This window comes from Thalassovita mediterranea (assembly GCA_019448215.1).
Taxonomy (GTDB): domain Bacteria; phylum Pseudomonadota; class Alphaproteobacteria; order Caulobacterales; family Hyphomonadaceae; genus Henriciella.
The window spans coordinates 2,362,330-2,387,360 of record CP080408.1 but is presented as its reverse complement, the minus strand read 5'-3'; the positions used below and the strand labels follow the sequence as shown (position 1 = coordinate 2,387,360).

Here is a 25,031-nt window from a genome sequence, read left to right as displayed (position 1 = left end):
TTCCGCAAATAGCCAGAGCGGCCCCGGTCGCTCTGGTCCCTTCAAGGGAAAGCCCGAAGCATCACGCTTCGGGCTTTTTTTATGCAGCTTTGCCCCCCTGTGGCCTTGCCTTTGGGACCGTCCTTTGCTGACTTCGTTAATATCAATTAGCGGGAGAAAACGTGATGCTCAGGGTCATGGGCGCAGTCTGCGTCTCACTTGTATTTACGGCGGTCGCAGAAGCGGCGCCTGAACCGGTTCCAGTCGAAGTCTGGGCCGATACTGAAGAAGTCCAGGCGCTCGATATGGCGCCAGACGGTGAGCGCATGGCGATGCTCATGCGCCGCGAGCGGGGCGCAGAGCCCGAACTCGTCGTCTTCGACACCGACGATATTCAGGGCTCGATCCAGGCGATCCAGACCGAAGGCCTCCAGCCGCAGAACATCTACTGGGCGAACGACACCCACCTCGTCGTGAACTTCATCCTCGAGGAGCAGAGCCAGGGGCGTCCCGTCTACCTGCCTCGCACAGCCTCCTACGACGTTGAAAGCGGTGAGTGGACATCGCTGGTTCGTGCAAGCGGTCGGATGAACCCGCGCGACCGCATGACGGAGTTCATGGGCGATCTCGGCATCGGCAGCGTTGTCGGTACCCTGCCCGACCAGCCAAACAAGGTGCTTATCTCTCACACCGAAGAGCCAGGCTCCTCGCCAAACTACTACGTGACCGATGTTCGCAATGCGAACCGCGAGCGGGTCCTCCGCGGCGGCGGCCGTTTCCAGAGCTTCATCTTCGACCGCTCCGGCGAAGCCCGCGGCGCCCAGGAATACGACCGCGCAACCAACCGTGTCGTGACCTATGCACGCGTGTCTGCCAATGATGACTGGAAGGAAATCGGCGCGCTCGACGCATCCAACCGCGACCGTTTTGCCCTGATCGGTTTCTACGATCCGCAACGTCCGGAAATCGCGACAGTCGTCTCCAATGGCAACGGCAACAATGTGACCGGCATATATGAGCTCAACATCAATACCGGCGAACAGGAACTCGTCTTTGGCACCGAGAATTACGATGCCGTCGATGTAATCGAGAGCCCTCGCCTGTCTGATGGCGAAGTCATTGTCGGTTTTATGTATGACGATCTGGAAGGCACGAAGCCTTACTATTTCGAGCCTTACTTCCGCGACCTTCACGCCTCGCTCGAACAGGCATTTCCGGGCAAGCAGGTTCGGATCGAGCGCGTTTCGAACGACAATGAAGTCACGCTTCTCTATGTGACGGGTCCGCGCGACTCCGGCAGCTGGTACATGCTGAAGGACCGCAAGGTTGCCCCTGTCATCTCGCGTAACAATGAGATCCCGGATGAGGCGCTGTCTCCTCAGGAGCTCGTTGTCTACGAGGCCCGCGATGGCCGCGAGATTTCCGGCTATGTGACGACCCCGGTCGGCATGGAAGGGCCTTTCCCGCTCATCGCAATGCCGCACGGTGGCCCTTGGGTCCGTGACCGTCTCGGCTATGACGAGTGGGCACAGATGCTCGCCAATCGCGGCTATGCTGTGTTCCAGCCAAACTATCGCGGCTCTGACGGCCTCGGTAAGGACCACTGGATGGCAGGCGACAATCAGTGGGGCCTCTCCATGCAGGATGATGTCGAGGACGGCGTTCAGGCGCTGGTCGATCGCGGCATCGCAGATCCTGACAAGCTCGGCTTCTTCGGCTGGAGCTATGGCGGCTACAGCGCCTTTGTCGCTGCCACCCGTCCGGACTCCATGTTCAACTGCATCGCGGCAGGTGCTGGCGTGTCCGACATCTCCCGCATCCGCGGTGGTCTCGCAGGCAGCCGCTTCCTGCGTGAGTTCCAGAAGCCGACCATCACCGGCGTAAACCCGATCGAGAAAGCCGATCAGGTCGAACGCCCGATGTTCATCGTGCATGGTGACTTCGACTCAACGGTCCCGGTGGAACACAGCCGCCGCTGGGTTGAACGGATGGAAGCCATCAACGCCGACTATACCTATATCGAGATCGAGGATATGGGTCACAGCCCATGGTTCTATGAGTGGAACATGCAATGGCTGCCGGAATTCTTCGAATTCTTCGACACCAAGTGCGGGTTCTAGGACCCCTCTATTGAGACCAGACCAAGGAAGGCGGGCCGTGCATGGCCCGCCTTTTTTCTTGCCTGTTACCCGGTGCGCCCGCGCCGCGGTCCGCGGTCACCAAACCACCAGAGCGTTGCGGCCGTCGCTGCGAATGTCGCGGTTTCAATGATCGAGGCCCGCCCTGCTCCGTCCGCGCCGATCCATATCAGTCCGGCGATCAGCCAGAGCAGCAGCGTCAGCGCCGGCCGGGTCACGCCGCGCACCGCATTCACCCATTTATAGCTCTCGCCAATAGCCGCCTCGGCCGCCATGGACGCCGACAGCCCAGCCCAGCGCCCGCTTACCTCCGCAAGCGCCAGCTCGCCTTCGGTTTCTTCTGCACGCGCATGCCTCTGAAGCTCAAGCAGCTTTGTCTCATGCGCCCAGCGCTCTGTTTCGTGCTGCAGGCGCTGGCGCGTCTCGAAATAGCCTGCCACCCGCCCAAGGGCTGTGCCGATAAGGCCAAACAGCCCGCCGCCTGCCGCACTCGCGGCCAGGCCTGTTATTGGATCCATAGTCTCTCGCTTCCTGGATAGTACCAGCGCGCCGGCCGCGCCCGCCTGTCGACATGAAGGAAGCTTCGCCCAAGGCCGAGCCCGGTGAACCCGGCCCCGATTGCCGCATCGAGCAACGCCTCACGGCGATGCCCTGCAATCTGGATATCCGCAGCGATCTGCTTGTGCCGCGATAGCGGCGCTCCGCCGACCGCCGCGTTCCAACCGGCACACCTGTGTCCAGACGTCAGGACAAGCGGCCCACCCGCCCGCGCCCGCATATCCTGCAGCGCATCTAGAAACTCAGCATCGTGCCAGTACTGCCCGCTGCAAAAGCGCCTGCCACATCGGCACGAAAACTCCCGCACACTGAAGTGCGGCCAGCGCCAATGGGCTGACAATGCGCGGACTGCGCTTTCGGGGTTGGGATAAAGCAAGAGCGGTGTCCTCCTTCGACGGAAGACACTATGACCGGGCCAGTCAGGGGGCGGACGAATTCAATCCGTCCCGCCAAAGGCCAAGGCGCGTCGGCGCTCTGAACGCAGAAAGTCCGCTGGGTAACCGCCCACGCGGCTCACCTAAGCGACGCCTGCCTGCCCCTACTCGGCAAGCCCCATCGATGCTGTGCAGGCGGCCAACACAGGCGCGCGCTCATCACCAAAAAGCCCGAAATGATGCGGTTCGACGCGGGTGTTTGGCTGCGCCTTGAAAAAAGCATGCTTGATCGCCGATGCCGGCTTCAAAAGCTGGCGCGCCGCATCGACATAGCCTCGCGCCACCGCGGCCTTCTCTGTTTCGCCCTCACTATCGTAACCGGCAGCAGAGCGTTCCTGCTGGGCGATCGTGTCATTCGACGCTTTCTCGACATATTGCGCAAATCGCGCGCAAGTGAGGTCGGGATAGCTGGACGTCTCCATGACAGGCGGTGTCTTGCACCTCAGAAGTGAGGTCTGCAGCGCCTGCTTCTGCGCCGCGTCACCGGTATAGATCACACTGAACAAGGCTTGCCCTGCCGCGGTGCGGTCGTCGACAAGCGTGTCAGGCTCACCCGACAGCAGCTTAACTTGGGTCGACCAGGCGCTGGTCAGCTCTTTCACCTCGGTCTCGGCATCAGAGCCGGGCTGAACATGCCCCGCCGACATGACAAGGAATTGCTCGCATTCCAGCGCATCGCTCAACGCGTCGGCCGCTGCGGGCAAGGCGAAGGCAACGCTAAGTGACAGGCCAATCGCAAGCTTCAGGAATTGGTGTTTCATTCCGGGGTCCCCTTCCGGTTTCATCTACGCACGCCAGCCCCTGCCCCCCGACAGAAAGCCAGCATGTTGTGCTTCTCAGCAAAGCGCGAATTCTCTACATCGCGCAAGCAGCTGATGCACCGCCCGTCGGCGATGCACCAACCTAGTCATCTTTCAGCAAAGATCAGCCTGCAGGCGCAAAGGCCCGGCCCGTCGACAGGGCTGCGATGGCTTCGTTGTATTCGCGCTCCAGCTTGTCGACGAACTTCGCCGTCGGCATGCGCTCTTCAATGGCACCAATACCCTGGCCGCAGCCCCAGATATCCTTCCACGCCTTGGACTTCTGGTTGCCGCCAGAGCCAAAGTTCATCTTGCTCGGATCGCTCTCCGGAAGGTCATTCGGATCGAGGCCAGCTGCCGCAATGGACGGGGCGAGATAGTTGCCATGCACGCCGGTAAACAGGTTGGAATAGATGATGTCCTTCGACGCGCTATCGACGATCATGTCTTTGTAGCCATCGGCCGCGCGGGCCTCGTCACAGGCGATGAAGGCAGAGCCGATATAGGCAAAGTCAGCGCCCATGGCCTGCGCCGCCGCGATCGAACCGCCATGCGCGATAGACCCTGACAGCGCCAGCGGGCCGTCAAAGAACTGGCGGATCTCCTGGATCAGCGCAAATGGCGACAGCGTGCCTGCATGGCCACCAGCGCCCGAGCACACAGCGATCAGGCCGTCGGCGCCCTTCTCAAGCGCCTTGTGCGCGAAAACGGTGTTGATGACGTCATGCATGACGATACCGCCATAGGACTGGATCGCGTCATTCACTTCGGTGCGCGCCCCCAGCGATGTGATCACGAACGGCACCTTGTACTTCACGCAAAGCTCAAGATCTTCTTCGAGACGGTTATTCGTCTTGTGGACGATCTGGTTCACCGCGAATGGCGCGGCCGGACGGTCCGGATTGGCCTTGTTATAGGCGTCGAGCTCAGAGGTGATCTGGTCCAGCCACTCATCGAGCTGGCTGATCGGACGCGCATTCAGCGACGGGAAAGAGCCGACAACACCGGCCTTGCACTGGGCAATGACAAGCTCTGGGCCGGAAATGATGAAAAGCGGCGAACCGATGACCGGCAGACGCAGATTGGAAAAAATGGATGGCACGGACATTGGACGCTTCCCTCTAAAGCAAATTCCTCACTGCCGCAGACCTAACTTCGCGCGCGCGCGCGACAAGACATGACGTTGGGAAAATCGCTGCCGCTCAGCTTCGCGCGTCCAGCCAGTCGAGATCTTCCTCCAGCTGAGTGCGCAGTATACGGGTGACGGCCGGCAGCGCCGATTGCCAGCGCTCCCAGGTATAGAAGTCCTTAATCAGCTGGTTGTCTTGGCAGGCGACGCTCACCGGAACTGAGAGCCGCAACTTCCGCTCAGCGCGGGAATAGTCGACGCCGGCATAATCGACTTCCCGCATCTCCCGCGGCCCGATTTCAATGATCGGATTGTCCTGAGTGCGTTCCTCAAGCGGGATCATCTCTATGAAATTGGCTTCGCGCAGAAAGACCGATTTCAGATAGGCGGTGTCGCTGAACCGGCGACGTGCCTCTTCATCCTGCTGGGCAAGCAGGCGCGGCGATGACGTGAGTTCCTGAAGAGCGCTATCTCTCAGTGAGAGACCTGACGTGCCCATGATCCGGTTCAGCGCATGATTGATCAGCGAACGCGCTTCATCACTGTCCCGGCAGGCCTGAAGCGCATCAATGGCAACACCCACTTGCTGCAGGCGCACAATGTTTCCTTCATCTGCATCGACCAGCGTCTCCAGATTGACGGCGATCTCCGCGCGGTATCGGTCCAGCGCATCTTCATAGGCCGCCCGATCCGCTCGCGCCCCGTTCCAGTTGCCAAGCTGCACACCGATGAACACACCCAGCACGACAATGAAGAAATCCAGCCCCACAGCGAGCCAGTTCTGCTCGCCCATATGCTTGCTCAACCGGCGAAGTATCATGGTTTCGATTGCCCCCTCGCGCCCATGCCGTCATCCTTGCCGAAAGCATCTCGGAAATCGAGGGCAAATACCAAAGGGAGGGCGATCGCATGGCAATCAGCATGAAAGACAGGACAGTCGTGATCACGGGCGGCGCAACCGGCATCGGGTTTGCGCTGGCCAAGCAATTCGGCGCAGACGGCGCGCGGATCATCCTGGCTGAACCACGCGAAAGCCGGCTGCAGGATGCCTGTGAGGCGCTCAGGCAAATGGGCACTGAAGCCACCTACAAGGTCTGCGATGTGACTGATCTTGCACAGGTGGAAGCCCTCGCTGACTTCGCTTGGGACACTTATGGCGGCTGCGATGTCCTGCTCAACAATGCTGGTATTGGCAGCCGCGAAAAGCGCCTGCCTGACGTACCGATGGACGACGCGCACCACATCATGAACGTCAACTTCTGGGGCGTCTGGCATGGCTGCCGCGTTTTCGGCGCGCGCATGAAGCAGCAAGCCACGCCCGCCATGATCTACAATACCGGCTCGGAGAACTCCTTTTTCTGCGCCACTAATGCTGCCGCCTATATCGCCTCCAAACATGCCGTCCTCGGCCTGACAGAAACCTTCCGTGATCAGATGCCTGACTTCATCACTGTCGGCCTCATCATCCCCGGCTGGGTCTCAACCGAGCTTACCCCCGGCTTCGAAGACGTCGCGATGCATGCCGATGAGTTCGCCGGGATCATCTATCCGCAAATCCTCGAAGGCGAACGCTTCGTGGTTTCGCACGCCTACAATACCGTCCGGATCGATGAGCGCATGGATGCCCTGAAAGTCGCCTATGCCAGCTATGCCCCCCGCCATGAGGGCGACGAAAAATACGATGTCCGCCACTACATCCAGCGCCTCCGCGAGCGCGGCAGTATCTAGTCGAGAAGGACAACCGGGAGCCGCTTATCCTTCGACTTCGCTCAGGATGAGCGGCTCTGCAAAGCGCTCCAAAAGGCTCATCCTGAGCGAAGCGGAGAATACAACTATCTGCGGCTCGTTGGATTGAAGAAATGTTTTATGTAAAAAACCTGGTCGTCACCACGATAATGGTATTGCTGGCAGCGGCTATTCTGGTGTTTGCGCCAGAGGAGGTGCAACGCTACGTTATTCCGATCTGTGGTCTTGTGGGAATCTTAGTTCACACACTCTGGCAACCTCTTCGAATTCGCCACAATCTCACACTCAAAGAAGCCAAAGTTAAAAACCCTTCGCTGTACGTTATGTACTGGATAGGCTACATATTTTAAATAGTAATAATGGTGCTTATCTCACCGTCCATTTACCAATTAGGCAATCCGTAACCGGATAATAAGCCGCTCTAAATCACGCCAAAAAGGCTCATCCTGAGCGAAGTCGAAGGACGAGCCGAGCGGACGATCAATCCCGCTGACTTAACGCTCCAGCGCCTTCGCCTGCTTTTGCTGGCGCGCCTGGTGCTTCATGAAACTCGACAGCAGCCCCTTGCCCTTCGGCGGCTGCCGCCCCTCTGCCATCGCTTCAATTGCGAGGTAGTTCCACGCCATCTGGCCCAGCGCGTTGACCATCTTGATCATGCCGATGCCGCTATTGGGGCCGAGGAAGCCTGGGCCAAGGCGCATCTTCTTGGCATGGTTTTCCAGCCGCTCGCTCTCGCCCGATAGCAGGCGCGCAGGCCCATGCGGGTCACCGCAGAGCGGTGCGCCAAGCCCGATCATGTCGGCCATGCCAGCCGAAACCGTCTCCTCAATCGCCACTCTGGAGCGGAACCCGCCCGTCGCCATGACCGGCATCTTCGCGCGCTCGCGCACCATGGCGGCATAGTCGACGAAATAGGCCTCGCGCGCCTTGGTGCTGGCACGTACCGCCTGCTCCTCTCGTGCCTGCATGCCCTCAATGCCGAGCAGCGCCGGCTGCTCATAATTGCCGCCGGAAATCTCCAGCAGGTCGATGGATTTGTCGTTCAGCCACTCGACCACCTGGATACAGTCCTCAAAGCTGAAACCGCCCTGCTGGAAGTCTGCCGAGTTGAGCTTCACTCCGACACCAAAATCCGGCCCCACCGCCGCGCGCACCGCATCCACCGTCTCGAGCAGGAAGCGCGCCCGGTTCTCCAGCGAGCCGCCATACTCATCATTGCGGATATTGGAGCGCGGCGAGAGGAACTGGCTGATCAGATAGCCATGCGCGCCATGCACCTGCACCCCGTCAAAGCCGGTTTCCTTGGCGACCTTGGCGACATGGGCAAAGGCCGCAATCGTCGCCTGTATCTCCTGCCCTGTCATCGGGCGCGGCTTGCCGAACTGGTTGCCCGGCAGCTCCAGCTGGAGGTCGGAGGCAGACACTGGCGTCTTGTTGACGATAGTCGGCGTCTGGCGCCCGGCATGGCTGATCTGCATCCACACCGCCGCGCCCTGCGATTTCGCTGCCGCACTCCACGCCTTCAGCGCCGCAATGTGTTCCGGCGGCTGATCGCCCACAATCGCGACATTGCCGGGGCTTTCCAGATGCATCCGGTCGACCAGCACATTCCCCGTCAGGAGCAGGCCGCAGCCACTGCCCGCCCATGTCTCGTAAAGCTTCGCGTGACGCGCATCGGCGCGGTTCAGCGGCCCGGCCAGCTGCTCGGTCATCGCCGCCTTGCAGAGCCTGTTCGGCAGGCGCGCCCCGCATGGCAGATCAAGCGGTTGTTCAAGAATGCTGGTCATGGCGGCCCTCCCGTCGCTCTCGCCAGCATGACCCAGCCTGCGCTTACCGTCCACGGGTTTTCCTTGCGCCCCGCGTCGCTGCCCCTTATCTAGGCCCCTCAAGAGGCCGAAAGGACACCGAAGACATGGATCAAGCACGCACCCAATTCGCGCTGCCTGTTTACCTGACCCGAGAGGTCCCTCATGTCTTCCTGTCTCACTCTCGACTCCCTGTCGCTCGCCACGCCTGAAGGCGACACACTTTTTGACAATCTGACCCTGTCACTCGGACGCGAGGCTGTCGGCCTCGTTGGACGCAATGGCTGTGGCAAGTCCACGCTCCTCAAAGCAATCGCGGGCGAGCTCGCCCCTGCGCGCGGCCAGATCGGCGTGCATGGCCGCACCGCCATGCTCCAGCAGCACTTTGATGAGGCCGAAACCGTGGCCGAAGCTTTGGGCGTCCGGACAGACCTCGCCCGCCTCGCCCGCATCACCGCTGGCGACGGCACAGCGGAGGATTTCGACGCCGCCGACTGGACGCTGGACGCGCGCCTCGACAAGGCGCTCGCCGACACCGGCCTCGCCGGCGTCGACACAGCCCGCAAGGTCGCGACCTTCTCCGGCGGTGAACGCACGCGCATCGGCCTTGCCCGTCTCCTGCTGGCAGAGCCTGACCTCATCCTCCTCGATGAGCCGACCAATAATCTCGACGCCGAAGGCCGCGCCAGCGTCATGTCTCTCATCGAGAACTGGTCCGGTGGCCTGCTGATCGCCAGCCATGACCGCGCCCTGCTAGAGCGGATGGACCGGATCGTGGAGCTGACCCCCGTTGGCTGCACCGTCTTCGGCGGCGGCTGGTCAGAGTTTGAAGCGGCCCGGGACGCCGCCCGCGCCCGCGCAAAAGCCGAAGCGACCAGCGCCGCAAACCGCCTGAAAACCACCGAACGCAAGACCCAGCAGGCCAAGGAACGCCAGGACCGCTCCGACGCGCGCGGCCGGGCCGTGCGCGCACGCGGCGACCAGCCAAAAATCGTCCTTGATGCCCGTGCGCAACGCGCCGAAGCGACCAGCGGGCGCGGCAACATGCTCGCCAGCCGCCAGCTTGGCGAGGCGCAGGCCGCCCTTAGGGATGCAGACGCCCAGCTCGAACGCATCACCCCGCTCACCATTGAGCTGCCCGCCTGCGACCTCCCCGCCTCGCGTCAGCTGCTCGGCGTTCAGGACGCCGAAATGCGCTTTGGTGAGCGCCAGCTTTTCGGCCCGCTGTCGTTTGAGTTTCGCGGGCCCCAGCGCCTCGCCATCAAGGGGCCGAATGGCTCCGGCAAATCGACGCTCCTCAAGCTCATCACAGGACAGCTGCCCCCAACCTCGGGCACCATCAGTCTGCATACAGATCGTATAGCCCTGCTAGACCAGCACAGCTCGTCGCTCGATCCCAAAAGCTCGCTCATAGGGAATATGAGACGCCTCGCCCCGTCTCTCAGTGAGAATGAAGCGCGCGCCCAGCTTGCCCGCTTTGCCTTTCGCGCTGACGATGCCCTCCAACTCGCCGGCACGCTATCTGGCGGAGAGCGCCTTCGCGCAGCCCTCGCCGCCGCCTTCGCCGCGCCGCAGCCGCCCGAACTCCTCCTCCTCGATGAACCAACCAACCATCTCGACATGGACGCCGTCAGCCTTCTGGAGGCCGCCCTCCAATCCTATGACGGCGCCATCCTCGCCATCAGCCACGATGAGCGGTTTCTGGAAGCGATCGGGATTGAGCGGCAGGTTTTGCTTTCGCCTTCTGGTTCAACCTTCTAGCATGCGGTGGTGAGGACGAGCGTAGTAAGTCGAAAGAACATGCTGACCGGGCTGGACCCGCTCACCTGGAGCATCTTTCTCACGCTGATTTCCTCGCTTCTCTTCAAGCGCATCGTAGATATCTGGGGCACGGTCACCGTTCCCGATTGCCAGGACTTGCCGGTCGCCTTTATGGGGGCAACCCACCGCTTCGACGGGCCGATGGAGTGGCTTCTTGTCATCGGCGTCAGCGCCGCCGCGCTCCTCATCGTCCAAGCTTTTCATGCGCTTCTGTCTAGAACCGCCCATCGAACTTTCTGGCTTCTCTGGTTGGTAAACTTGGCGGCAGCCGCCCTGCTCATCTGGTCGTTCCTGTTGAGCTGGGCCTACTTCAATCCCACTGCCCGGTCAGCTGCGCCCATCTTCCAGTTCACTCAGACTTTCGCGCCACGCCTTCTCTACATGGAGCCCCCTCCACTTGAACTTCCGCCTCCAAGCGACATTCAGGAGTGGATCTGGCACGAAGAGCTGGGCGCATGGATCAATGAGCCCCTCGGTCTGATGTGGCGAAAGGAAGTCGTCCGTACATGCGAACCTGTCGAACTACGGCGCGCCCAACTCAAACTCATCTATGGCGAACACGATCCCGACGGCCAAGTCATTGATAATATTGATGTCGAGCAAATGCGCTCTCCAGTGGAAGGCGACGTACTCTACGATCTGGATGGCAATTATCTGGTGACCATTGGTTCGCCCTATCACAAGAACTCGGATATCACCCGCGCGCGTGATGCCGGGTACGATTCCAAGAAAACAGCGATGACGCCCGCCGAAGCAGAAAGTCGCTTTTACGAGTACTGGTGGAGCTACCCGGTCTCTGACCCACTGGCCCCCACCACGGTTCCTCGTATTCAGAAAGACCAGATCGATCAGATCGTCGCCGAAAGCTGGGGCGACGAGCGACCTTCGTGGCGTGAAGACTGACGAGTTCGCTAGGCTGCGATGATCGGCTCAATCTCTGAGATGTCGGCGGCCGGTTCATTGCACAGAAGATCGTAATTGACCTGCAGATTGATCCAGAACTCAACGCTCGTGCCGAACGCCTTTGAAAGCCGCGTAGCGGTGTCGACCGTCATGGACGTTTCTTCCTTCACGAGGCGCTCTATCCGTGTACGGGGGACGTGGATATGACGCGCGAGCCTGCCAGCACTCAGGCCCAGCTCGTCCAGAAACTCATGCTTGAGAATTTCACCGGGGTGGACCGGCACCTGAAGCGAAGTCATCTCAGTCCCTTTCTGGTGATAGTCGACGATCTTCAATTCTCTTGAGCACGCATTCTACACTCGATGGCCGTCCAAAACACCCCTATCCCCGCCTTGCGCCCTGTCCGCCATCGACCGGCAGCAGCGCGCCTGAGATGAAGGCCGCCTCATCGCTGCAGAGGAACAACGCCGCATGGGCGACGTCCCAGGCCGTGCCCATATGGCCGAGCGGGACCATCGCGCCGCGCTCCGCGCGCAGCTGTTCGGCCGGGATGCCGCGTTTGCGGGAAATGCCTTCAATCGCCATCGGCGTGTCCATCAGACCGGGCAGGATCGCATTGCAGCGAACGCCCTTTCTGGCTACCGAAAGCGCCGTTGCCTCCGTCATCCGGTTCATGGCCGCCTTAGAGGTCTCATACGCCATCATGTGATGGCCTGCGATCGAGGCGAGAGACGAGATATTCACGATGGCTCCGGCCCCTTGCGCTTCCATTGCGGGAAGGCACGCCTTTGTCATCAGCCAGGCCGATTTGAAGTTGACCGACAGGGTGAGGTCCAGCGCCTCTTCGGTGAGGTGTTTGACCGGTCCGTCCCCTGCCGCGCCAATGCCGACATTGTTCACGAGCGCGTCGATCCGCCCGAACGTCTCCAGCGCGGTCCGCACGGCAGACCCGGCCTGATCGGCAACGGTGATGTCTGCCTCCAGCGCAAGGGCGTCGCCGCCAGCCTCCCGGATGGCGTCCACCGTCGCCTGCGCGCTCGACAAGTCCCGGTCGATGCAGGCGACACGCGCCCCGGCCTGCGCAAACAGGAGCGCGCAAGCCTTGCCATTTCCGACCGTCGAGCCCGGCGTCTGGCCCGCACCGGTGATGATCGCCGCCTTGCCGCTCAGCCGTCCGGCAACATCAATGCCGCTCATTTTGCGAGATCCGGGTCCAGCGTCAGCCCTTCGTCCAGCTGCACACCAAACGAGTTCAGCATCATGGAAACCTGCGTGTACTGACCAACCGTCATCACAAGGTCCATCTTCTGCTTGTCGGTGAGGTCGGACAGCCGCGCCCAGGTCGCATCCGTAATGAAGGCATCCGACGTCAGCTCATCGGTCGCCTGCAGCATGGCCGCATCAATCGCGCTCCAGCCATCGGCATCCGGTCCGGCCTTGATCCGCTCAACCTCTTCATCGGTGAGGCCCGCTTCCTTGCCGATGACGACATGCTGGGCCCATTCATAGCCGGCCTTCCAGTTATAACCCGCCCGCAGGATGACGAGCTCCCGGTCGCGCGCCGACAAATCATTACGCCTGGACAGGATATAGCCGCCCCAATGCATGAAGGCTTTGTACGCCTTTGGCGCGCGGGCGATCGTGCGGAACACGTTGAAGATGGCATTGCGGTCAAACCGCTCACCCATCATCTCTTTCTGCTCGTCGCTCATTTCCTCATTGGACAATGGCGCGATGCGCGGGGCTTTCAGTCTCATCGGGTTTTCCTCGCCTTTGACTTTTATGTTTGTGACCATCCCTACTGTGCGCCAGCGCAAATTGCGACATCGGCTTGATCGAAGTGAAAGTTTGCCCTTTCAGGATCGGCTATGGCGAAGCGCGCGTTCCGGTCCTAAATGCGAGGCGTGCAAACCGAACGAATTTGCGGAGCGGCCATGACCGAACTCTCAGTCAATCTCAATGCCGTTGCCTTCCTGCGCAACCGCCGCAACCTGCCCTGGCCGAGCGTGGTTGACCTTGGCCGCATCGCGCTTGAGGCGGGCGCCGCAGGTCTCACCGTTCACCCTCGCCCCGATGAGCGTCACATCACCCGCGCTGACGTGCCGGACCTGATGAACCTCATCACCAGAGAATTTCCGGACCGCGAGTTCAACATCGAAGGCTATCCGAACGAGGCTTTCATGGCGCTGGTCGAGAAGATCAGGCCGCACCAGATCACGCTCGTGCCCGACGCGCCCTCGCAGCCGACCTCGGATCATGGCTGGGACTTCAGGACCCACGCCTTCAAACTCCAGTCGATTGTCAGCCGCCTGAAACATACCGGTGCGCGCCTCTCCCTCTTTGCCGATCCCGATCCGGACCCGAAGCAACTTGAAGCGGCTGTCAGCACCGGCACCGACCGGATCGAGCTTTATACCGGCCCCTATGGCGGCGCGTTCAATGACGCCGTCACCACCGCCGCAGAGCTGGAAAAGCTTGGCCAGACGGCGGACGCCGCGCGCCAGCACGGCCTCGGCATCAATGCAGGGCACGATCTCACCGTCGACAATCTGCCCGCCCTCGTCGCGCGTATTCCCGATCTCGCCGAAGTGTCCATCGGCCATAATCTGACGGCAGACGCGCTCACCCATGGAATGGCCGAAACCGTCCGGCGCTTCCGCCGCTCTTGCGGCCAAGTCGTCTAAAACACCCCCACCACCTCATCCTGAGCCTGTCGAAGGATGCGTCCCTATTCCTCAGCGCCCCTCACAACAGCTCCAGCGCACGTCCGACCTCCGTTTCCCATTCTGCATCATCGAGCACTGCCCACGGGTCGCAGGGCAGCCAGTCAGGGGTCTTAGGCAGCTCCCCCTTGGGCGGGCCTTTCATCCAGCGCGCCTGCCCATCGCCAAGCAGCGTCGCCCCCAGTGCCCGAAGCCCGCGATAATAGTCGGCAATATGCCTGAAGACGTCATCGACCTCGGCTTCCGGGCCCAGCGTGGCGCGCACCTTCTCAACAAAGACAAGCGCCGGCTCCAGCGGGTCTGGCCGCTCCGGGTCTTTCGCCGCCCGCTTGGACAGCCGTGACAGCAGAGCTTCGAGCTTGCGCGCCTCCGCTTCATAGCCCGCCGCCTCATCCTGTCGGCCAAGGTCGGACAGCGCCAGCGCCCAGCTTGCATGCCGCGCCGCCTGTTCTTCTGCCGTTTCCTGATCGAGGTCGCATTTGCGAAAGCCGAACTCTCGCGCCCAGACCTTGGAGGAGCTGAGACAGATGCCGAGCCGCTTCGCCAGCGCCTCATAGGTGTCGCCGCGCCGCAGGCCCACCTCCAGCTTCAGCAGGGTCAGCATCCGGCCCGCTGGCAGGCGGCCAAAGTCAGGAAGGCGTTTTCTCATCGCCGCCGACTATCGACGCGAACGACCGCTGTCGGATGAAATTCTGCAATCGCCCGTCGCTATTGGTGATTGATCGCTGAAAGTGTTTCGCGGCGTCATTCGCAGGCTCTGCGTGCACCGTCCGGAAACACCGCCAGTACACCGTCACTGCACCATGGATTTGCGGGGAAACGCGCGCTTCTTCCCACAGCGCGTCCCCAACACTTTCCGACCGTGCCGAAGTTCAGCTTCCGGCAAGCCGCGAGCGCATCATGTCGAGCCACGCCGCCTGGCGATGGATGAGGCTGATCATGTCGTCGGGGTCGCCCTCTGCAATAAGCTGGTCCAGCCAGATTCGGGTGACCTTCGCCTGGCTGTCGATCCAGTCCAGAAGCCTGCCCTGCCCTCTGGCGGGCGAGGTGGCTCCGGACATGGGCGCAATCGAATGGTGGTCGCGGTCGAGATTATACATGGGCAAACTCCCTATTTGCGATTCATTCTCATTTGCACATGATCGCCCTAATGAGTCAAATGAGGGAAAATACATATTCGAAGGCCCGCCAGTGCAGTTATGCCGCGATGGAAACTCTTGACCTTCAAGGCGGCGCGAACCCTATACAGCGGTGCAGGTAATTGGGTACGGATGAGATATGGCAGACGGTTTTCTGAAACTGAGCAGCGCTTTTGATGAAGCGAACGAGGCAGACTGGCTGGACGCGGTCTCCAAGGCCCTGAAGGGCGGCGGGGTCGAAAAGCTCCAGCGCCAGACAGATGACGGGCTGACCATCCAGCCGCTCTATCGCGAAAGCGATTTCGCCAGCGCTTCCGATCCGCGCGGCGCACCCGGCGAGGCGCCCTTCCTTCGCGGCGCGAGCGCAGAGCCAGATGCCTTCCTGCCATGGGACATCCGCCAGGCCTTCGCCCATCCCGATCCGGAAGTTACCAATGCCGAGATCCTGAGAGACCTTGAGCGCGGTGTATCTTCCGTTGAACTTTCTATCGACTGCACGGGCACTGACGGGGTTGCCGTCAAGGATGCAGAAACGCTTTCCACGGCCCTCAATGGCGTGCGCGCCGACATCGCGACCATCGCGCTCGACCATCGCGGTCAGGGTTCGGGCACTTCGGTTGCCAGCCTCCTCGCCCTTTGGGGAGAGCAGCAAGACGGCTCTGACAATCTCCAATTCGCGTTCAATATCGACCCGGTTGGCCTGCTCCTGCGCACCGGCGAAGTCGCTGGCGGCATCGATGCTGCCTTCGTGCGCACTGCTGAGCTCTCGCGCCTTCTCTGCCTTCGCTATCCAAAAGCGACCACGCTTCGCGCCGATGCCCGCCCGGTCCATGAGGCTGGCGGCTCTGAAGCCCAGGAGCTTGGCGCGCTCATGGCGCATGCCGTGGACACGATGCGCCGCCTAGCTGCGGCTGGCTATGATATCAACGCCTATCCCGCGCAGACCGTCTTCACGCTGGCGGCTGGCGCCAATTATGGCCTCGAAATCGCCAAGCTTCGCGCCGCGCGACGTCTCTGGGCGCGCATCCTCGAAGCGATGGACCTCGAGATTGAGCCGATGACACTCCAGTCGGTCAGCTCTGCCCGGATGCTGACACGCTACGACCCTTGGGTGAACATGCTGCGCAACACGGCGGCCTGTTTTGCAGGCGCTGTCGGCGGGGCCGATATCGTAACAGTTCGCGCCTTCAACGAAGCGCTCGGCGTGCCGGAAGAGCTTGGCCGCCGCACGGCCCGCAACACGCAGATCATCTCCATGGAAGAGTCAGGCCTTGGCAAGATCGCGGACCCGGCTGGCGGCGCCTGGTTTGAAGAAACGCTGGCCGATGAGCTGGCAGAAGCGGCCTGGGCCGTCTTCCAGCAGATCGAGGCCGAAGGCGGTCTCGTCCAGAGCCTTGTTGACGGCAAGCTGCAGGCCCGCATTGCCGAAACGCGCGACGCCCGCTTTGCCGCTATCGCGAAGCGCAAGCGCCCGCTGACCGGCGTCAGCGAATTCCCGCTCCTCGATGGCGAGCCCGCACCCGTGGCAGAAATCAAGTTCGAGAGCAGCGCGACCAGCGTCTCCAGCGAGGGCATCACCAGCTTCCTGAAAGACCTGCCAGACAAGTCTGGCGCGGCGACAAAAGCCGAGCCGCTCGCGCCGATCCGCCTCGCCCGTGATTTCGAGACGCTGCGCGATCGCGCGAGCGCCCATGCAGATCGCAAGGGCAAGCCGCCGGCCATCTTCATCGCCACGTTGGGCCCGCTCGCCGAGCACAATGCCCGCGCCGACTTTGCCCGTAACCTCTTCGCCGCTGGCGGCGTGGTGGGCGTCGACGCCGACAAGACGCCTGAAACGCCAGAGGTTCTGGCCGATGCGTTCAAGGCATCTGGCTGCCGGATTGCTGTCATCTGCGGCGCCGACAAACGCTATGAGGACGAAGCCGAAGCCGCCGCAAAGGCGCTCAAGGACGCAGGCGCGAGCCGCGTCTTCCTCGCTGGCAAGTTCGAAGCGCCAGGCATCGACAACAACATCTTCATGGGCTGCGACGCGGTCGACATGCTGCAAATCGCCCAAGCCGAACTGGGAGTCGAGAGAGCGTAGCGCCATGGACTTTGACTACGATCACCTTCCGAGAGAGCAGCGGCAGCGATCAGTTCAGATCGAAGAGCGTTTGCGTGGGCCTTCTGGTAAGATGCCTGCAATTTGGGAGATGAAAAGACGTGTCGAATTCCTCGAAAAAGCGCGTTCGGTAGTAGCTAAACGTAGCCGCTACATCAAAATACTTACACCTTTTTACGTAGTTATTGTCTTTGCGTTCCTGGCCATGAGCAAATCCGGCTCAATTGAATTGGTTCCGAATTGGGTTGCCCTGTTAGTTATGGCAATCATCACTTTGCCCTATGCAATCGTAGTTGGTGCCCACCTCATTCCGTTTATCCAAATTCCAGCGACAACCGACGATTTGGAACTAGAGCTCAACGTTCTGGACACCTATATCGAGAGAAAGAGCCCGTAAGCATGACCTTCCCCGATTTCACGAAGCTCGACCTTGGTACGCCAGACGCGAAAGCGCCTGCGCAGCCGCACAAGCCGTCGCTTGAAACGCCTGAGGGCATCGACCTCGCCAAGACCTATTCGGCGGCAGACACCAAGGGTCTCGACTTCCTTGATGACTATCCGGGTCTCGCGCCGTTTGGCCGTGGCCCCTACCCGACCATGTATACCCAGCGGCCTTGGACGGTGCGCCAATATGCCGGTTTCTCGACGGCTGAGGACTCCAACGCTTTCTATCGTCGCAACCTCGCAGCCGGTCAGAAAGGCCTGTCAGTCGCTTTCGACCTCGCGACCCACCGGGGTTACGACTCCGACCATGTCCGCGTAACGGGCGATGTCGGCATGGCCGGTGTGGCCATCGACTCGATCTATGACATGCGCACGCTCTTCTCCGGCATTCCGCTCGACCAGATGTCGGTGTCGATGACGATGAACGGCGCGGTCCTGCCGATTCTCGCCCTCTATATCGCCGCGGCGCAGGAACAGGGCGTCTCGCCGGACAAGCTCGCCGGGACGATCCAAAACGACATCCTGAAAGAGTTCATGGTGCGGAACACCTATATCTATCCGCCCAAGCCATCGATGCGTATTATTTCGGACATTTTCGCCTACACGTCTGAAAACATGCCGAAATATAACTCCATCTCGATCTCCGGCTATCACATGCAGGAAGCGGGCGCGACGGCGGACCTCGAGCTCGCCTACACGCTGGCAGACGGCATTGAGTATATCCGCGCCGGGGTCGATGCGGGCCTCGATGTGGACAAGTTTGCGCCGCGCCTCTCCTTCTTCTGGGCGATCGGCATGAACACCTTCATGGAAGTCGCCAAGATGCGCGCCGCGCGCCTTCTCTGGGCAAAGCTGGTGAAGGAAAACTTCAACCCGAAGAACCCGAAATCGCTGAGCCTTCGCACGCACAGCCAGACCTCCGGCTGGTCGCTTACCGCGCAGGACGTCTACAACAATGTCATTCGCACCTGCCTTGAAGCCATCGCGGCTGTCGGCGGTCAGACCCAGTCTCTGCACACAAACAGCTTCGACGAAGCGCTTGCCCTGCCGACCGATTTCTCGGCCCGCATCTCGCGCAACACGCAGCTTTTCCTGCAGCAGGAAGGCGGCGCGTGCCAGACCATCGACCCATGGGGCGGCTCCTACTATGTCGAGCGCCTGACGCACGATCTTGCGGCCAAGGCCCTCACCCATATTGAGGAAGTCGAAAAGCTTGGCGGCATGCGCAAGGCCATCGAGGAAGGCGTGCCGAAGCTTCGTATCGAGGAAGCGGCGGCCCGCACGCAGGCGCGCATCGATAGCGGTGAGCAGACCGTCGTCGGCGTCAACAAGTTCCTGCTCGACCAGGATGAGGACGTGCCGGTTCTGAAGGTCGACAATGCCACCGTGCGCCGTATGCAGCTCGACAAGCTGAAACGCCTCAAGGCTGACCGCGACCAGGCCGAAGTAGATGCCAAGCTCGACGCCATCGCGCTCGCGGCCGAAAGCGGCAAGGGCAACCTTCTCGCGCTCGCCGTCGAAGCCGCCAGCGCCAAGGCGACCGTCGGAGAAATCTCCGAAGCCGTTGAGCGCAGCCAGGGCCGTCACCAGGCCGTGATCCGCTCCATCAAGGGCGTCTATGGTGGCTCCATCGGCAACAATGACAAGGCCGAGGAAGCGCGCAACCTCGCTGAGGCATTCGTCTCAAAGAATGGTCGCAAGCCGCGGATTTATATTGCAAAAATGGGCCAAGATGGACATGACCGCGGCCAGAAGGTCGTCGCCTCCGCGCTGATGGACCTTGGCTGGGATGTCGAGATCGGCCCCCTCTTCCAGACGCCGGAAGAAGCCGCCCGTGACGCCCGCGCCGCGAATGTCGATATCGTTGCAGCCTCCTCGCTCGCCGCTGGTCACCTGACGCTCATTCCAGAGCTTCGCCGCGCCCTCGGCAATGAAGGCGCCGTCAGCACACAGATCATCGCAGGCGGCGTGATCCCGCCCGGCGACTATGATGCACTGAAAGCAGCTGGTGCGTCGGCCATCTTCCCGCCCGGCACGGTGATCGCGGATGCCGCACGCGCCATGCTGGAATCGCTGGGAGACAAACCAGCCCCGGCGGCGGCCGAATAGTTTGAAGTCGGAGCAGCCGGCATGAGACGTTTCGCGGGCCTGCTAACGGGTCTCAGCGCGATCGTCGTCGCTGGCTGCACCGTGGTGGTTCTCAGCGGCCACTTCTCAGCCCTTCACTGGGTGCTCGACTTTGTCGGCCAGTTCCAGCTGCCCGCGCTCTGGATCATGATGACCGCCGCCATCGTGCTCGTCGCGATGATGCCATTCAATAAGGGCCATCTGGTCAATCTGATCTTTGCCAATGCGGCCGTTATCGTCGCCGCGTTTGGCTGGTACTGGCTACTGCCAACCGCGCCAGACGTGGACGCCGACGAGAGCATAAGCGTCTACCAGCACAATGTGTGGGGCAATCACCCTGACCCCGCCCAGACGGTCGAGGGTGCGATAGAGGCCGACCGGGATATTACAGTGCTCATCGAAGCCTATGGCGACAGGCTCGGCCCTGTTGAAGACCGTCTGCGCGCACACTGGCCATACTACTCGCTCGACAAGATCGAAGGCCGCGGGCCATCGGGCCTGCGCGTCTATTCACGCTATGAGATATTGAGTGCGGTCGGGCAGAACCCTGACGGGTCGCCCGCAACGCTGGCCGTGCGCCTGCAGACGCCCGAAGGCGTCCTGACTGTGCTCGTCATCCACTTCACCCGGCCCTGGCCGTTCGAAGACCCGGAAGCCCAGCTACGTCAGCTGGAGGGCCTGCTCGACGTAATCGATGATATCGACGGCCCGCTTATCATGCTGGGCGATGTGAATTCAGCCGCATGGGGCCGGATCGCCTCGCCGCTGGTGGAGGAACATGGCTTCACACTGGTGAATGACCCACGCGCGGGGACCTGGCCCTCACGATTTCCGCTCAAATTCGATCTACCGAGCACCAGCCTCGCCCCTACGCTCGCCATACCCATCGACCTTGCCTTCTGCCGGGGTGAGATCGCTTGCGGACATCACAAGGTCGGCAGGCATCTTGGCTCAGATCATCGGTCCGCAAGCTTCGACGTCGAGCTGGGAAGCAACGAATAGCTGAACGGGTTGCTGCCACGGCGCGCCGATGCGAAACTCATACAGATTCAGATCAATAGGGATGTCCATGCTCAAAGCTTCGTACTGCCTCGCCGCTTCTGCCTTTCTGCTCGCCGGTATGGCCCACGCAGAACCAATTACGCCAGAGGGCGCAAGGCAGCTACTCGCGTCAGTCGATGCCGAAACCGGGAACCCGCCCGATGAGGATGGCTCTGTCTATGTTCTCAACTTTCGTCTGAACGGGCTATCCCAGACGCTTCGACTGACGGATTGCGAGCCAGAGAGCGGATGCCCATACGCGATCATTTTCGCAACGTTTGACCCACCTGCGGGCGTACCAGCCGTCCAGCTGCTCGACACCGCAAACCGCTATAATGACAGCTACCCCTTTGGGCGCGCTTTCGTTCTGCCAAATAACGATGGCTCGGTTCGGGCTATAGGCGTGGACTATTCACTCGACCTCCGAAACGAAACCAGTCTGGGTGAAGACGATCTCAATCTGTTTTACCAGATCGTCGTCGCCTATACCGACCACCATTCAGAAGGCGCCAGCGAATAGTCTTGCGTGCGGAGCCAGACCTCGACCGTTTTCAGGAAATGGCGGAAGCCGCCTATGCCGGCCTGCCGGAAAACTTCCGGCGCGCGGCAGGCCGGATCGAGATCCATGTGCGTGATTTTGCCGAGGCGGATGTTCTGGCCGAACTTGGCATACGTGACCGCTGGGAGCTGACCGGCCTCTACCAAGGCATCCCGCTAATCCATGACAGCGTGACCTTCCCGAGCCCCGACAGCCCGCGCATCTTCCTCTACCGCCAGCCGCTACTGGCAGAGATCAAAACCCGCCCGGATGTGACGCTGGAGGAGCTGATCGAGCATGTGGTTATCCATGAGCTTGGTCATCATTTCGGTTGGTCTGACGAGGAAATGCACCAGCTTCTGGAAGACGACTGAAGAAGGGCCTTCCAGATGATCACCGAAACAGACCGGCGCCACCTTAAACGTTGCGTCGAGCTTGCGCATGAAGGCGTCTCAAAAGGCCATGCGCCATTCGGGGCCCTGCTGGTCGACCGGAACGGCGAGGTGCTCAAGGAAGACTATAACCGGACTGGCGACGGCGACGTGACGGCGCATCCGGAGCTGGCGCTCGTCCAGTGGGCGAGCCTCAATCTCAGCGAAGAGGACCGGGCGGCAGCGACCGTCTACGCCAGCTGTGAGCACTGCCCGATGTGCGCGACGGGCCACGCCTTTGCAGGGATGGGGCGCATCGTCTTCGCCATTTCGGCGAAGCAAATCGACGGCTGGTTCAGCGAGTTCGGCTCTGGCGGCTTTCCAATCGAACTGGTGACCGTCCGCGAGCTGTTGCCGGACCTTGAGGTTGACGGACCGGATGATCGCTTCGCTGACGAAATGTATGACCTCTTCAATCGCGTGTTCGCAGACTAATCTTGCGCACGCAGGGCTTCCTGCGGGTATGCCTGTTCATCTTGCGGCTCTAGTGTTAGACACGCGCGATCGTTGGGTGATGCCTGCACCCAACATCTTTTACGCGTGTCTTGCTTTTTACTGCGCCGCGCGACAGGCTGATTTTATTCAGGTTTATTGAAAGACCATCTCGCTTGCCTCGATCTGCGCAACCTCCTGTCTTCTCCACCAACCGCGTTGGTGAGTATGACCTGCCGACCCGCTTCGCAAAGCAGCTTCCGCCTCTGGCGACGATGGTGATTTTTGGCCTGCTCTGCGCGCTGGCAGCAATCCTGCTCCGCGGCCTCCTGAGCTTTGGCATTGGCGGCGCAGGCCCGTATTCACTGATCTATCCGGCGATCCTGATCTCGACCCTTTTCGGGCGTTGGCGCGCAGGCCTTGTCTGTTTCATCGTCTCATTTCTCTATGCCTGGTATTTCATCCTGCCCTTTCCGGGCTCGTTCCAGTTCGAGAATGCGCAGGACGCACCTCGCACCCTGATCAATGGTGCTGCGGCCTTCGTGATTATCATCTTTGCAGAAACGTTCCGGCGCGCGGTGCAACGCGCTGTGGCAGAGCGCGATGTGGAGCTTGCCGCACGTGAGCTTCTGCTGAAGGAGCTCGACCACCGCACGAAGAATAATTTTGCCATGGTGGCAAGCCTGCTCGACATGCAGCGCCGCCAGCAGGTGAGCGAAGAGGCACAGGGCGTGCTGACGGCTGCCGCTGCGCGTGTGCAAAGCTTCGCCGCCCTTCACACATCGCTTTATTCGGGCCGCGCCTTTATCGAGGAAGTCTCAATGAGCGACTATCTCGCCTCGCTGCGCGATGATCTTCAGCGCGCCCTGTTCGAGACTGGCCGTATCGAGATTTCCCTGACCAGCGATGATTTCATGATGCCGCGCGACCGCGCGCTTGCGATTGGTCTGGTTACGAATGAGCTCGTCACCAATGCGGCCAAGCATGCCTTCAAGGACACCGGCAGCGGCACGATCAAGATCAGCTTCGTGGCAAAGTCAGAGGATGACTGGATGCTCACCATTGCTGATGACGGGGTGGGCATGCCGGACGACAGTATTGGCGGCAAGACGCCAACTGGCCTCGGCTCCCGCCTGATCGATGCCTTCACCAGGAAGGCCGGCGCGGAACTAAAGGTCGAGCGCGCTGAGCGCGGCACGGTTTTCATACTGGAAGCGCAGGGCGAGGCCTGATTTTTCCTTTCCCTCTCGCCGTGTAGCGTCCAGACTGGCACGCAGAAAACCGACGGGAGGAGAGGCAGGATGAAGGGTCTTGGAGACAAGGATGCGAGCGCGCTCGCCTCCATGGTGCGCAAGAAGGAAGTCTCACCGACAGAGCTTCTGGATCTCGCGCTGGAGAGCGCGCAGGAGGCGCAAGGGGGGCTTAATTGCTTCTCCGCCTTCTTTGAGGATGCCGCCCGCAAGCAGATCAAGGACGGCCTGCCGGAAGGCCCGTTTACGGGCGTCCCCTTTGCGGTGAAGGACCTTGGCGCGCGGCTGAAAGGCCAACCCATCACGAGCGGGTCACGCGCCTTCAAGGGCACGATTGCGGATTTGGACGCTACGCTGGTGAAGCGCCAGCGCGAAGCGGGGCTTGTCATCTTCGGCCAGACGACCAGCCCGGAATTTGGCCTCACCACATCGACGGAAAGCGCTCTTTACGGCAAGACGCGCAACCCGTGGAACACCGAGCATACCTCAGGCGGCTCCTCAGGCGGCGCGTCGGCTTGTGTGGCGTCTGGCGTGATCCCGATGGCGCATGCGAGCGATGGTGGTGGCTCTATCCGTATCCCCGCGGCCTGTACGGGCCTTGTAGGCCTTAAACCCTCTCGCGGACGCGTGCCGATGGGCCCGCCGCAGTCAGAGAACTGGTTCGGCCTCTCGACCAATCACTGTGTCGCCCGCTCGGTGCGCGACAGCGCAACGCTGCTGGATGTGACCCATGGGCAGGAGCCCGGCGCGCGCTATATCGCGCCGCCGCCGGAAGGCAGCTTCCTCTCTGCAGTCGACCGCGAGCCAGACGCGCTAAAGATCGCCGTCTGGAATACCGCCCCAAATGGTGTGAAGCCGGACAAGGACGCGCAGGCAGGGCTTGATGCGACGGTGAAACTGCTTGGTGCGCTGGGACATCATGTCGAGGAGGCGGGACCCTTCCTTGATGGCGAGGCGCTGGGCAAAGGCATGATGATCATGGTGTCCTCCTTCATGGCGTCCGTCGCCGATGAACGGGCCGCGCATTTCGGCCGTCCAGTGGGAGAGGAAGACTTCGAGCCGGTTTCGCTGCGCTTCATTGAGCTTGGCCGTCAGATCCCGATGTCGGAACTGGTGAAGACCAACAATGCTTTCATGGAAGCGGCCTGGCAGATGGAAACTTTCATGGATGAGGGCGGCTATGACCTCATCCTTGCGCCGACCCTGTCGCGGGCGCCGGTGAAGCTTGGCGTTCTGAGCCTCGATCCGCCGGATTTCGACCAGTATGGCGTCGACATTTCGAGCTTTGCTGCTTGGTGCCCTGTCTTCAACCAGACGGGCTGGCCAGCCATCTCTCTGCCCCTTCACTGGACCGATGACGGCCTGCCGCTCGGCATGATGTTCGGCGCGCGTCTCGGCAAGGAAGAACTTCTCTATTCGATTGCAGGCCAGATTGAGCGGGCCCAGCCCTGGGCTGACAAGCGCCCGCCTGTCTGGGTCGGGTAGGACAGGT

25 protein-coding genes are annotated in these 25,031 nt (G+C 61.3%); 14 read left to right on the top strand and 11 right to left on the bottom strand.

The annotated features are described in order from the left end of the window. The first annotated feature begins 164 nt into the window (after window positions 1-164). Complete coding sequence (locus tag KUV46_11760; GenBank protein QYJ00014.1) at window positions 165-2,099, top strand: prolyl oligopeptidase family serine peptidase; 1,935 nt, start codon at window positions 165-167, stop codon at window positions 2,097-2,099. A 65-nt stretch (window positions 2,100-2,164) separates the two neighbouring features. Here KUV46_11760 and KUV46_11755 read toward each other — a convergent pair whose 3' ends face one another. The 5 genes from KUV46_11755 to KUV46_11735 form a co-directional block, all read right to left on the bottom strand. Then, window positions 2,165-2,635 (bottom strand): hypothetical protein, encoded by a 471-nt coding sequence (locus tag KUV46_11755; protein ID QYJ00013.1) that lies wholly within the window; start codon window positions 2,633-2,635, stop codon window positions 2,165-2,167. Beyond that, window positions 2,623-3,051, bottom strand: coding sequence for a hypothetical protein (locus tag KUV46_11750; GenBank protein QYJ00012.1), 429 nt, complete (start codon window positions 3,049-3,051; stop codon window positions 2,623-2,625). The genes KUV46_11755 and KUV46_11750 overlap by 13 nt, the downstream gene beginning before the upstream one ends. 162 nt (window positions 3,052-3,213) lie before the next feature. Then, a complete protein-coding gene (locus KUV46_11745) occupies window positions 3,214-3,870 on the bottom strand; it encodes a hypothetical protein (GenBank protein QYJ00011.1) in 657 nt (218 codons plus the stop codon). A 163-nt stretch (window positions 3,871-4,033) separates the two neighbouring features. Further along, a complete protein-coding gene (locus tag KUV46_11740) occupies window positions 4,034-5,017 on the bottom strand; it encodes a nitronate monooxygenase family protein (protein ID QYJ00010.1) in 984 nt (327 codons plus the stop codon). Between the two features lie 94 nt (window positions 5,018-5,111). Continuing rightward, on the bottom strand, window positions 5,112-5,858 hold the full coding sequence (locus KUV46_11735; protein ID QYJ00009.1) for a hypothetical protein: 747 nt from the start codon (window positions 5,856-5,858) through the stop codon (window positions 5,112-5,114). A gap of 89 nt (window positions 5,859-5,947) precedes the next feature. On the opposite strand from KUV46_11735, the gene KUV46_11730 reads away from it, so the two are divergent. Beyond that, window positions 5,948-6,766, top strand: coding sequence for an SDR family oxidoreductase (locus tag KUV46_11730; GenBank protein QYJ00008.1), 819 nt, complete (start codon window positions 5,948-5,950; stop codon window positions 6,764-6,766). A gap of 512 nt (window positions 6,767-7,278) precedes the next feature. Here KUV46_11730 and KUV46_11725 read toward each other — a convergent pair. Then, on the bottom strand, window positions 7,279-8,571 hold the full coding sequence (locus tag KUV46_11725) for an NADH:flavin oxidoreductase/NADH oxidase family protein (GenBank protein ID QYJ00007.1): 1,293 nt from the start codon (window positions 8,569-8,571) through the stop codon (window positions 7,279-7,281). Between the two features lie 183 nt (window positions 8,572-8,754). Here KUV46_11725 and KUV46_11720 point away from each other — a divergent pair, with 183 nt between their 5' ends. Beyond that, window positions 8,755-10,350 carry an ATP-binding cassette domain-containing protein gene (locus tag KUV46_11720; protein ID QYJ00006.1) on the top strand — a complete coding sequence of 532 codons (1,596 nt, stop codon included), beginning with the start codon at window positions 8,755-8,757 and terminating at the stop codon, window positions 10,348-10,350. A gap of 39 nt (window positions 10,351-10,389) precedes the next feature. Beyond that, window positions 10,390-11,313, top strand: a complete 924-nt coding sequence (locus KUV46_11715; protein ID QYJ00005.1) for a hypothetical protein — start codon at window positions 10,390-10,392, stop codon at window positions 11,311-11,313. 8 nt (window positions 11,314-11,321) lie between these two features. Here KUV46_11715 and KUV46_11710 read toward each other — a convergent pair whose 3' ends face one another. From KUV46_11710 to KUV46_11700, 3 genes are all read right to left on the bottom strand, one after another. Continuing rightward, entirely contained in the window at window positions 11,322-11,612 is a 291-nt protein-coding gene (locus tag KUV46_11710; GenBank protein QYJ00004.1) for a HigA family addiction module antidote protein, read from the bottom strand. Between the two features lie 82 nt (window positions 11,613-11,694). Further along, entirely contained in the window at window positions 11,695-12,510 is an 816-nt protein-coding gene (locus KUV46_11705) for an SDR family oxidoreductase (GenBank protein QYJ00003.1), read from the bottom strand. Beyond that, window positions 12,507-13,070, bottom strand: coding sequence for a carboxymuconolactone decarboxylase family protein (locus tag KUV46_11700; GenBank protein QYJ00002.1), 564 nt, complete (start codon window positions 13,068-13,070; stop codon window positions 12,507-12,509). The genes KUV46_11705 and KUV46_11700 overlap by 4 nt, the downstream gene beginning before the upstream one ends. A gap of 177 nt (window positions 13,071-13,247) precedes the next feature. Here KUV46_11700 and KUV46_11695 point away from each other — a divergent pair, with 177 nt between their 5' ends. Next, complete coding sequence (locus tag KUV46_11695; GenBank protein ID QYJ00001.1) at window positions 13,248-13,997, top strand: pyridoxine 5'-phosphate synthase; 750 nt, start codon at window positions 13,248-13,250, stop codon at window positions 13,995-13,997. Window positions 13,998-14,058: 61 nt separating this feature from the next. On the opposite strand, the gene KUV46_11690 is transcribed toward KUV46_11695, so the two are convergent. Together KUV46_11690 and KUV46_11685 are read right to left on the bottom strand one after the other, a co-directional pair. Beyond that, window positions 14,059-14,685 carry a hypothetical protein gene (locus tag KUV46_11690; protein QYI99999.1) on the bottom strand — a complete coding sequence of 209 codons (627 nt, stop codon included), beginning with the start codon at window positions 14,683-14,685 and terminating at the stop codon, window positions 14,059-14,061. Window positions 14,686-14,908: 223 nt separating this feature from the next. Then, window positions 14,909-15,136, bottom strand: coding sequence for a hypothetical protein (locus KUV46_11685; GenBank protein QYI99998.1), 228 nt, complete (start codon window positions 15,134-15,136; stop codon window positions 14,909-14,911). A 178-nt stretch (window positions 15,137-15,314) separates the two neighbouring features. On the opposite strand from KUV46_11685, the gene KUV46_11680 reads away from it, so the two are divergent. The 9 genes from KUV46_11680 to KUV46_11640 all read left to right on the top strand — a co-directional run bounded on the left by KUV46_11680 (window position 15,315) and on the right by KUV46_11640 (window position 25,024). Further along, the gene (locus KUV46_11680; protein QYI99997.1) at window positions 15,315-17,258 is read left to right on the top strand and encodes a methylmalonyl-CoA mutase subunit beta; all 1,944 of its coding nucleotides are present in this window, start codon (window positions 15,315-15,317) and stop codon (window positions 17,256-17,258) included. Window positions 17,259-17,262: 4 nt separating this feature from the next. After that, a complete protein-coding gene (locus tag KUV46_11675; GenBank protein ID QYI99996.1) occupies window positions 17,263-17,673 on the top strand; it encodes a hypothetical protein in 411 nt (136 codons plus the stop codon). A gap of 2 nt (window positions 17,674-17,675) precedes the next feature. Continuing rightward, entirely contained in the window at window positions 17,676-19,829 is a 2,154-nt protein-coding gene (gene scpA, locus KUV46_11670; GenBank protein ID QYI99995.1) for a methylmalonyl-CoA mutase, read from the top strand. Between the two features lie 21 nt (window positions 19,830-19,850). Beyond that, window positions 19,851-20,849, top strand: coding sequence for a hypothetical protein (locus KUV46_11665; GenBank protein ID QYI99994.1), 999 nt, complete (start codon window positions 19,851-19,853; stop codon window positions 20,847-20,849). A gap of 67 nt (window positions 20,850-20,916) precedes the next feature. Further along, window positions 20,917-21,408, top strand: a complete 492-nt coding sequence (locus KUV46_11660; protein QYI99993.1) for a YbjN domain-containing protein — start codon at window positions 20,917-20,919, stop codon at window positions 21,406-21,408. A 38-nt stretch (window positions 21,409-21,446) separates the two neighbouring features. Continuing rightward, window positions 21,447-21,800 (top strand): metallopeptidase family protein, encoded by a 354-nt coding sequence (locus tag KUV46_11655; protein QYJ02401.1) that lies wholly within the window; start codon window positions 21,447-21,449, stop codon window positions 21,798-21,800. A 15-nt stretch (window positions 21,801-21,815) separates the two neighbouring features. Next, window positions 21,816-22,292 (top strand): nucleoside deaminase, encoded by a 477-nt coding sequence (locus tag KUV46_11650; protein QYI99992.1) that lies wholly within the window; start codon window positions 21,816-21,818, stop codon window positions 22,290-22,292. 173 nt (window positions 22,293-22,465) lie between these two features. After that, entirely contained in the window at window positions 22,466-23,521 is a 1,056-nt protein-coding gene (locus tag KUV46_11645) for a DUF4118 domain-containing protein (GenBank protein QYI99991.1), read from the top strand. A gap of 69 nt (window positions 23,522-23,590) precedes the next feature. Beyond that, window positions 23,591-25,024: an amidase gene (locus KUV46_11640; protein ID QYI99990.1), complete on the top strand. Its 1,434-nt coding sequence runs from the start codon at window positions 23,591-23,593 to the stop codon at window positions 25,022-25,024. The last annotated feature ends 7 nt before the right edge of the window (window positions 25,025-25,031 follow it).

Bases quoted from the DNA above. Each gene is read 5' to 3' on its own strand.
- KUV46_11705 (QYJ00003.1), bottom strand. From the start codon at position 12,510: ATGAGCGGCATTGATGTTGCCGGACGGCTGAGCGGCAAGGCGGCGATC.
- KUV46_11735 (QYJ00009.1), bottom strand. From the start codon at position 5,858: ATGATACTTCGCCGGTTGAGCAAGCATATGGGCGAGCAGAACTGGCTC.
- KUV46_11690 (QYI99999.1), bottom strand. From the start codon at position 14,685: ATGAGAAAACGCCTTCCTGACTTTGGCCGCCTGCCAGCGGGCCGGATG.
- KUV46_11640 (QYI99990.1), top strand. From the start codon at position 23,591: ATGAAGGGTCTTGGAGACAAGGATGCGAGCGCGCTCGCCTCCATGGTG.
- KUV46_11655 (QYJ02401.1), top strand. From the start codon at position 21,447: ATGGCGGAAGCCGCCTATGCCGGCCTGCCGGAAAACTTCCGGCGCGCG.
- KUV46_11730 (QYJ00008.1), top strand. From the start codon at position 5,948: ATGGCAATCAGCATGAAAGACAGGACAGTCGTGATCACGGGCGGCGCA.
- KUV46_11680 (QYI99997.1), top strand. From the start codon at position 15,315: ATGGCAGACGGTTTTCTGAAACTGAGCAGCGCTTTTGATGAAGCGAAC.
- KUV46_11755 (QYJ00013.1), bottom strand. From the start codon at position 2,635: ATGGATCCAATAACAGGCCTGGCCGCGAGTGCGGCAGGCGGCGGGCTG.
- KUV46_11720 (QYJ00006.1), top strand. From the start codon at position 8,755: ATGTCTTCCTGTCTCACTCTCGACTCCCTGTCGCTCGCCACGCCTGAA.
- KUV46_11715 (QYJ00005.1), top strand. From the start codon at position 10,390: ATGCTGACCGGGCTGGACCCGCTCACCTGGAGCATCTTTCTCACGCTG.
- scpA (QYI99995.1), top strand. From the start codon at position 17,676: ATGACCTTCCCCGATTTCACGAAGCTCGACCTTGGTACGCCAGACGCG.
- KUV46_11700 (QYJ00002.1), bottom strand. From the start codon at position 13,070: ATGAGACTGAAAGCCCCGCGCATCGCGCCATTGTCCAATGAGGAAATG.
- KUV46_11725 (QYJ00007.1), bottom strand. From the start codon at position 8,571: ATGACCAGCATTCTTGAACAACCGCTTGATCTGCCATGCGGGGCGCGC.
- KUV46_11665 (QYI99994.1), top strand. From the start codon at position 19,851: ATGAGACGTTTCGCGGGCCTGCTAACGGGTCTCAGCGCGATCGTCGTC.
- KUV46_11710 (QYJ00004.1), bottom strand. From the start codon at position 11,612: ATGACTTCGCTTCAGGTGCCGGTCCACCCCGGTGAAATTCTCAAGCAT.
- KUV46_11685 (QYI99998.1), bottom strand. From the start codon at position 15,136: ATGTATAATCTCGACCGCGACCACCATTCGATTGCGCCCATGTCCGGA.
- KUV46_11760 (QYJ00014.1), top strand. From the start codon at position 165: ATGCTCAGGGTCATGGGCGCAGTCTGCGTCTCACTTGTATTTACGGCG.
- KUV46_11650 (QYI99992.1), top strand. From the start codon at position 21,816: ATGATCACCGAAACAGACCGGCGCCACCTTAAACGTTGCGTCGAGCTT.
- KUV46_11675 (QYI99996.1), top strand. From the start codon at position 17,263: ATGGACTTTGACTACGATCACCTTCCGAGAGAGCAGCGGCAGCGATCA.
- KUV46_11740 (QYJ00010.1), bottom strand. From the start codon at position 5,017: ATGTCCGTGCCATCCATTTTTTCCAATCTGCGTCTGCCGGTCATCGGT.
- KUV46_11695 (QYJ00001.1), top strand. From the start codon at position 13,248: ATGACCGAACTCTCAGTCAATCTCAATGCCGTTGCCTTCCTGCGCAAC.
- KUV46_11660 (QYI99993.1), top strand. From the start codon at position 20,917: ATGCTCAAAGCTTCGTACTGCCTCGCCGCTTCTGCCTTTCTGCTCGCC.
- KUV46_11745 (QYJ00011.1), bottom strand. From the start codon at position 3,870: ATGAAACACCAATTCCTGAAGCTTGCGATTGGCCTGTCACTTAGCGTT.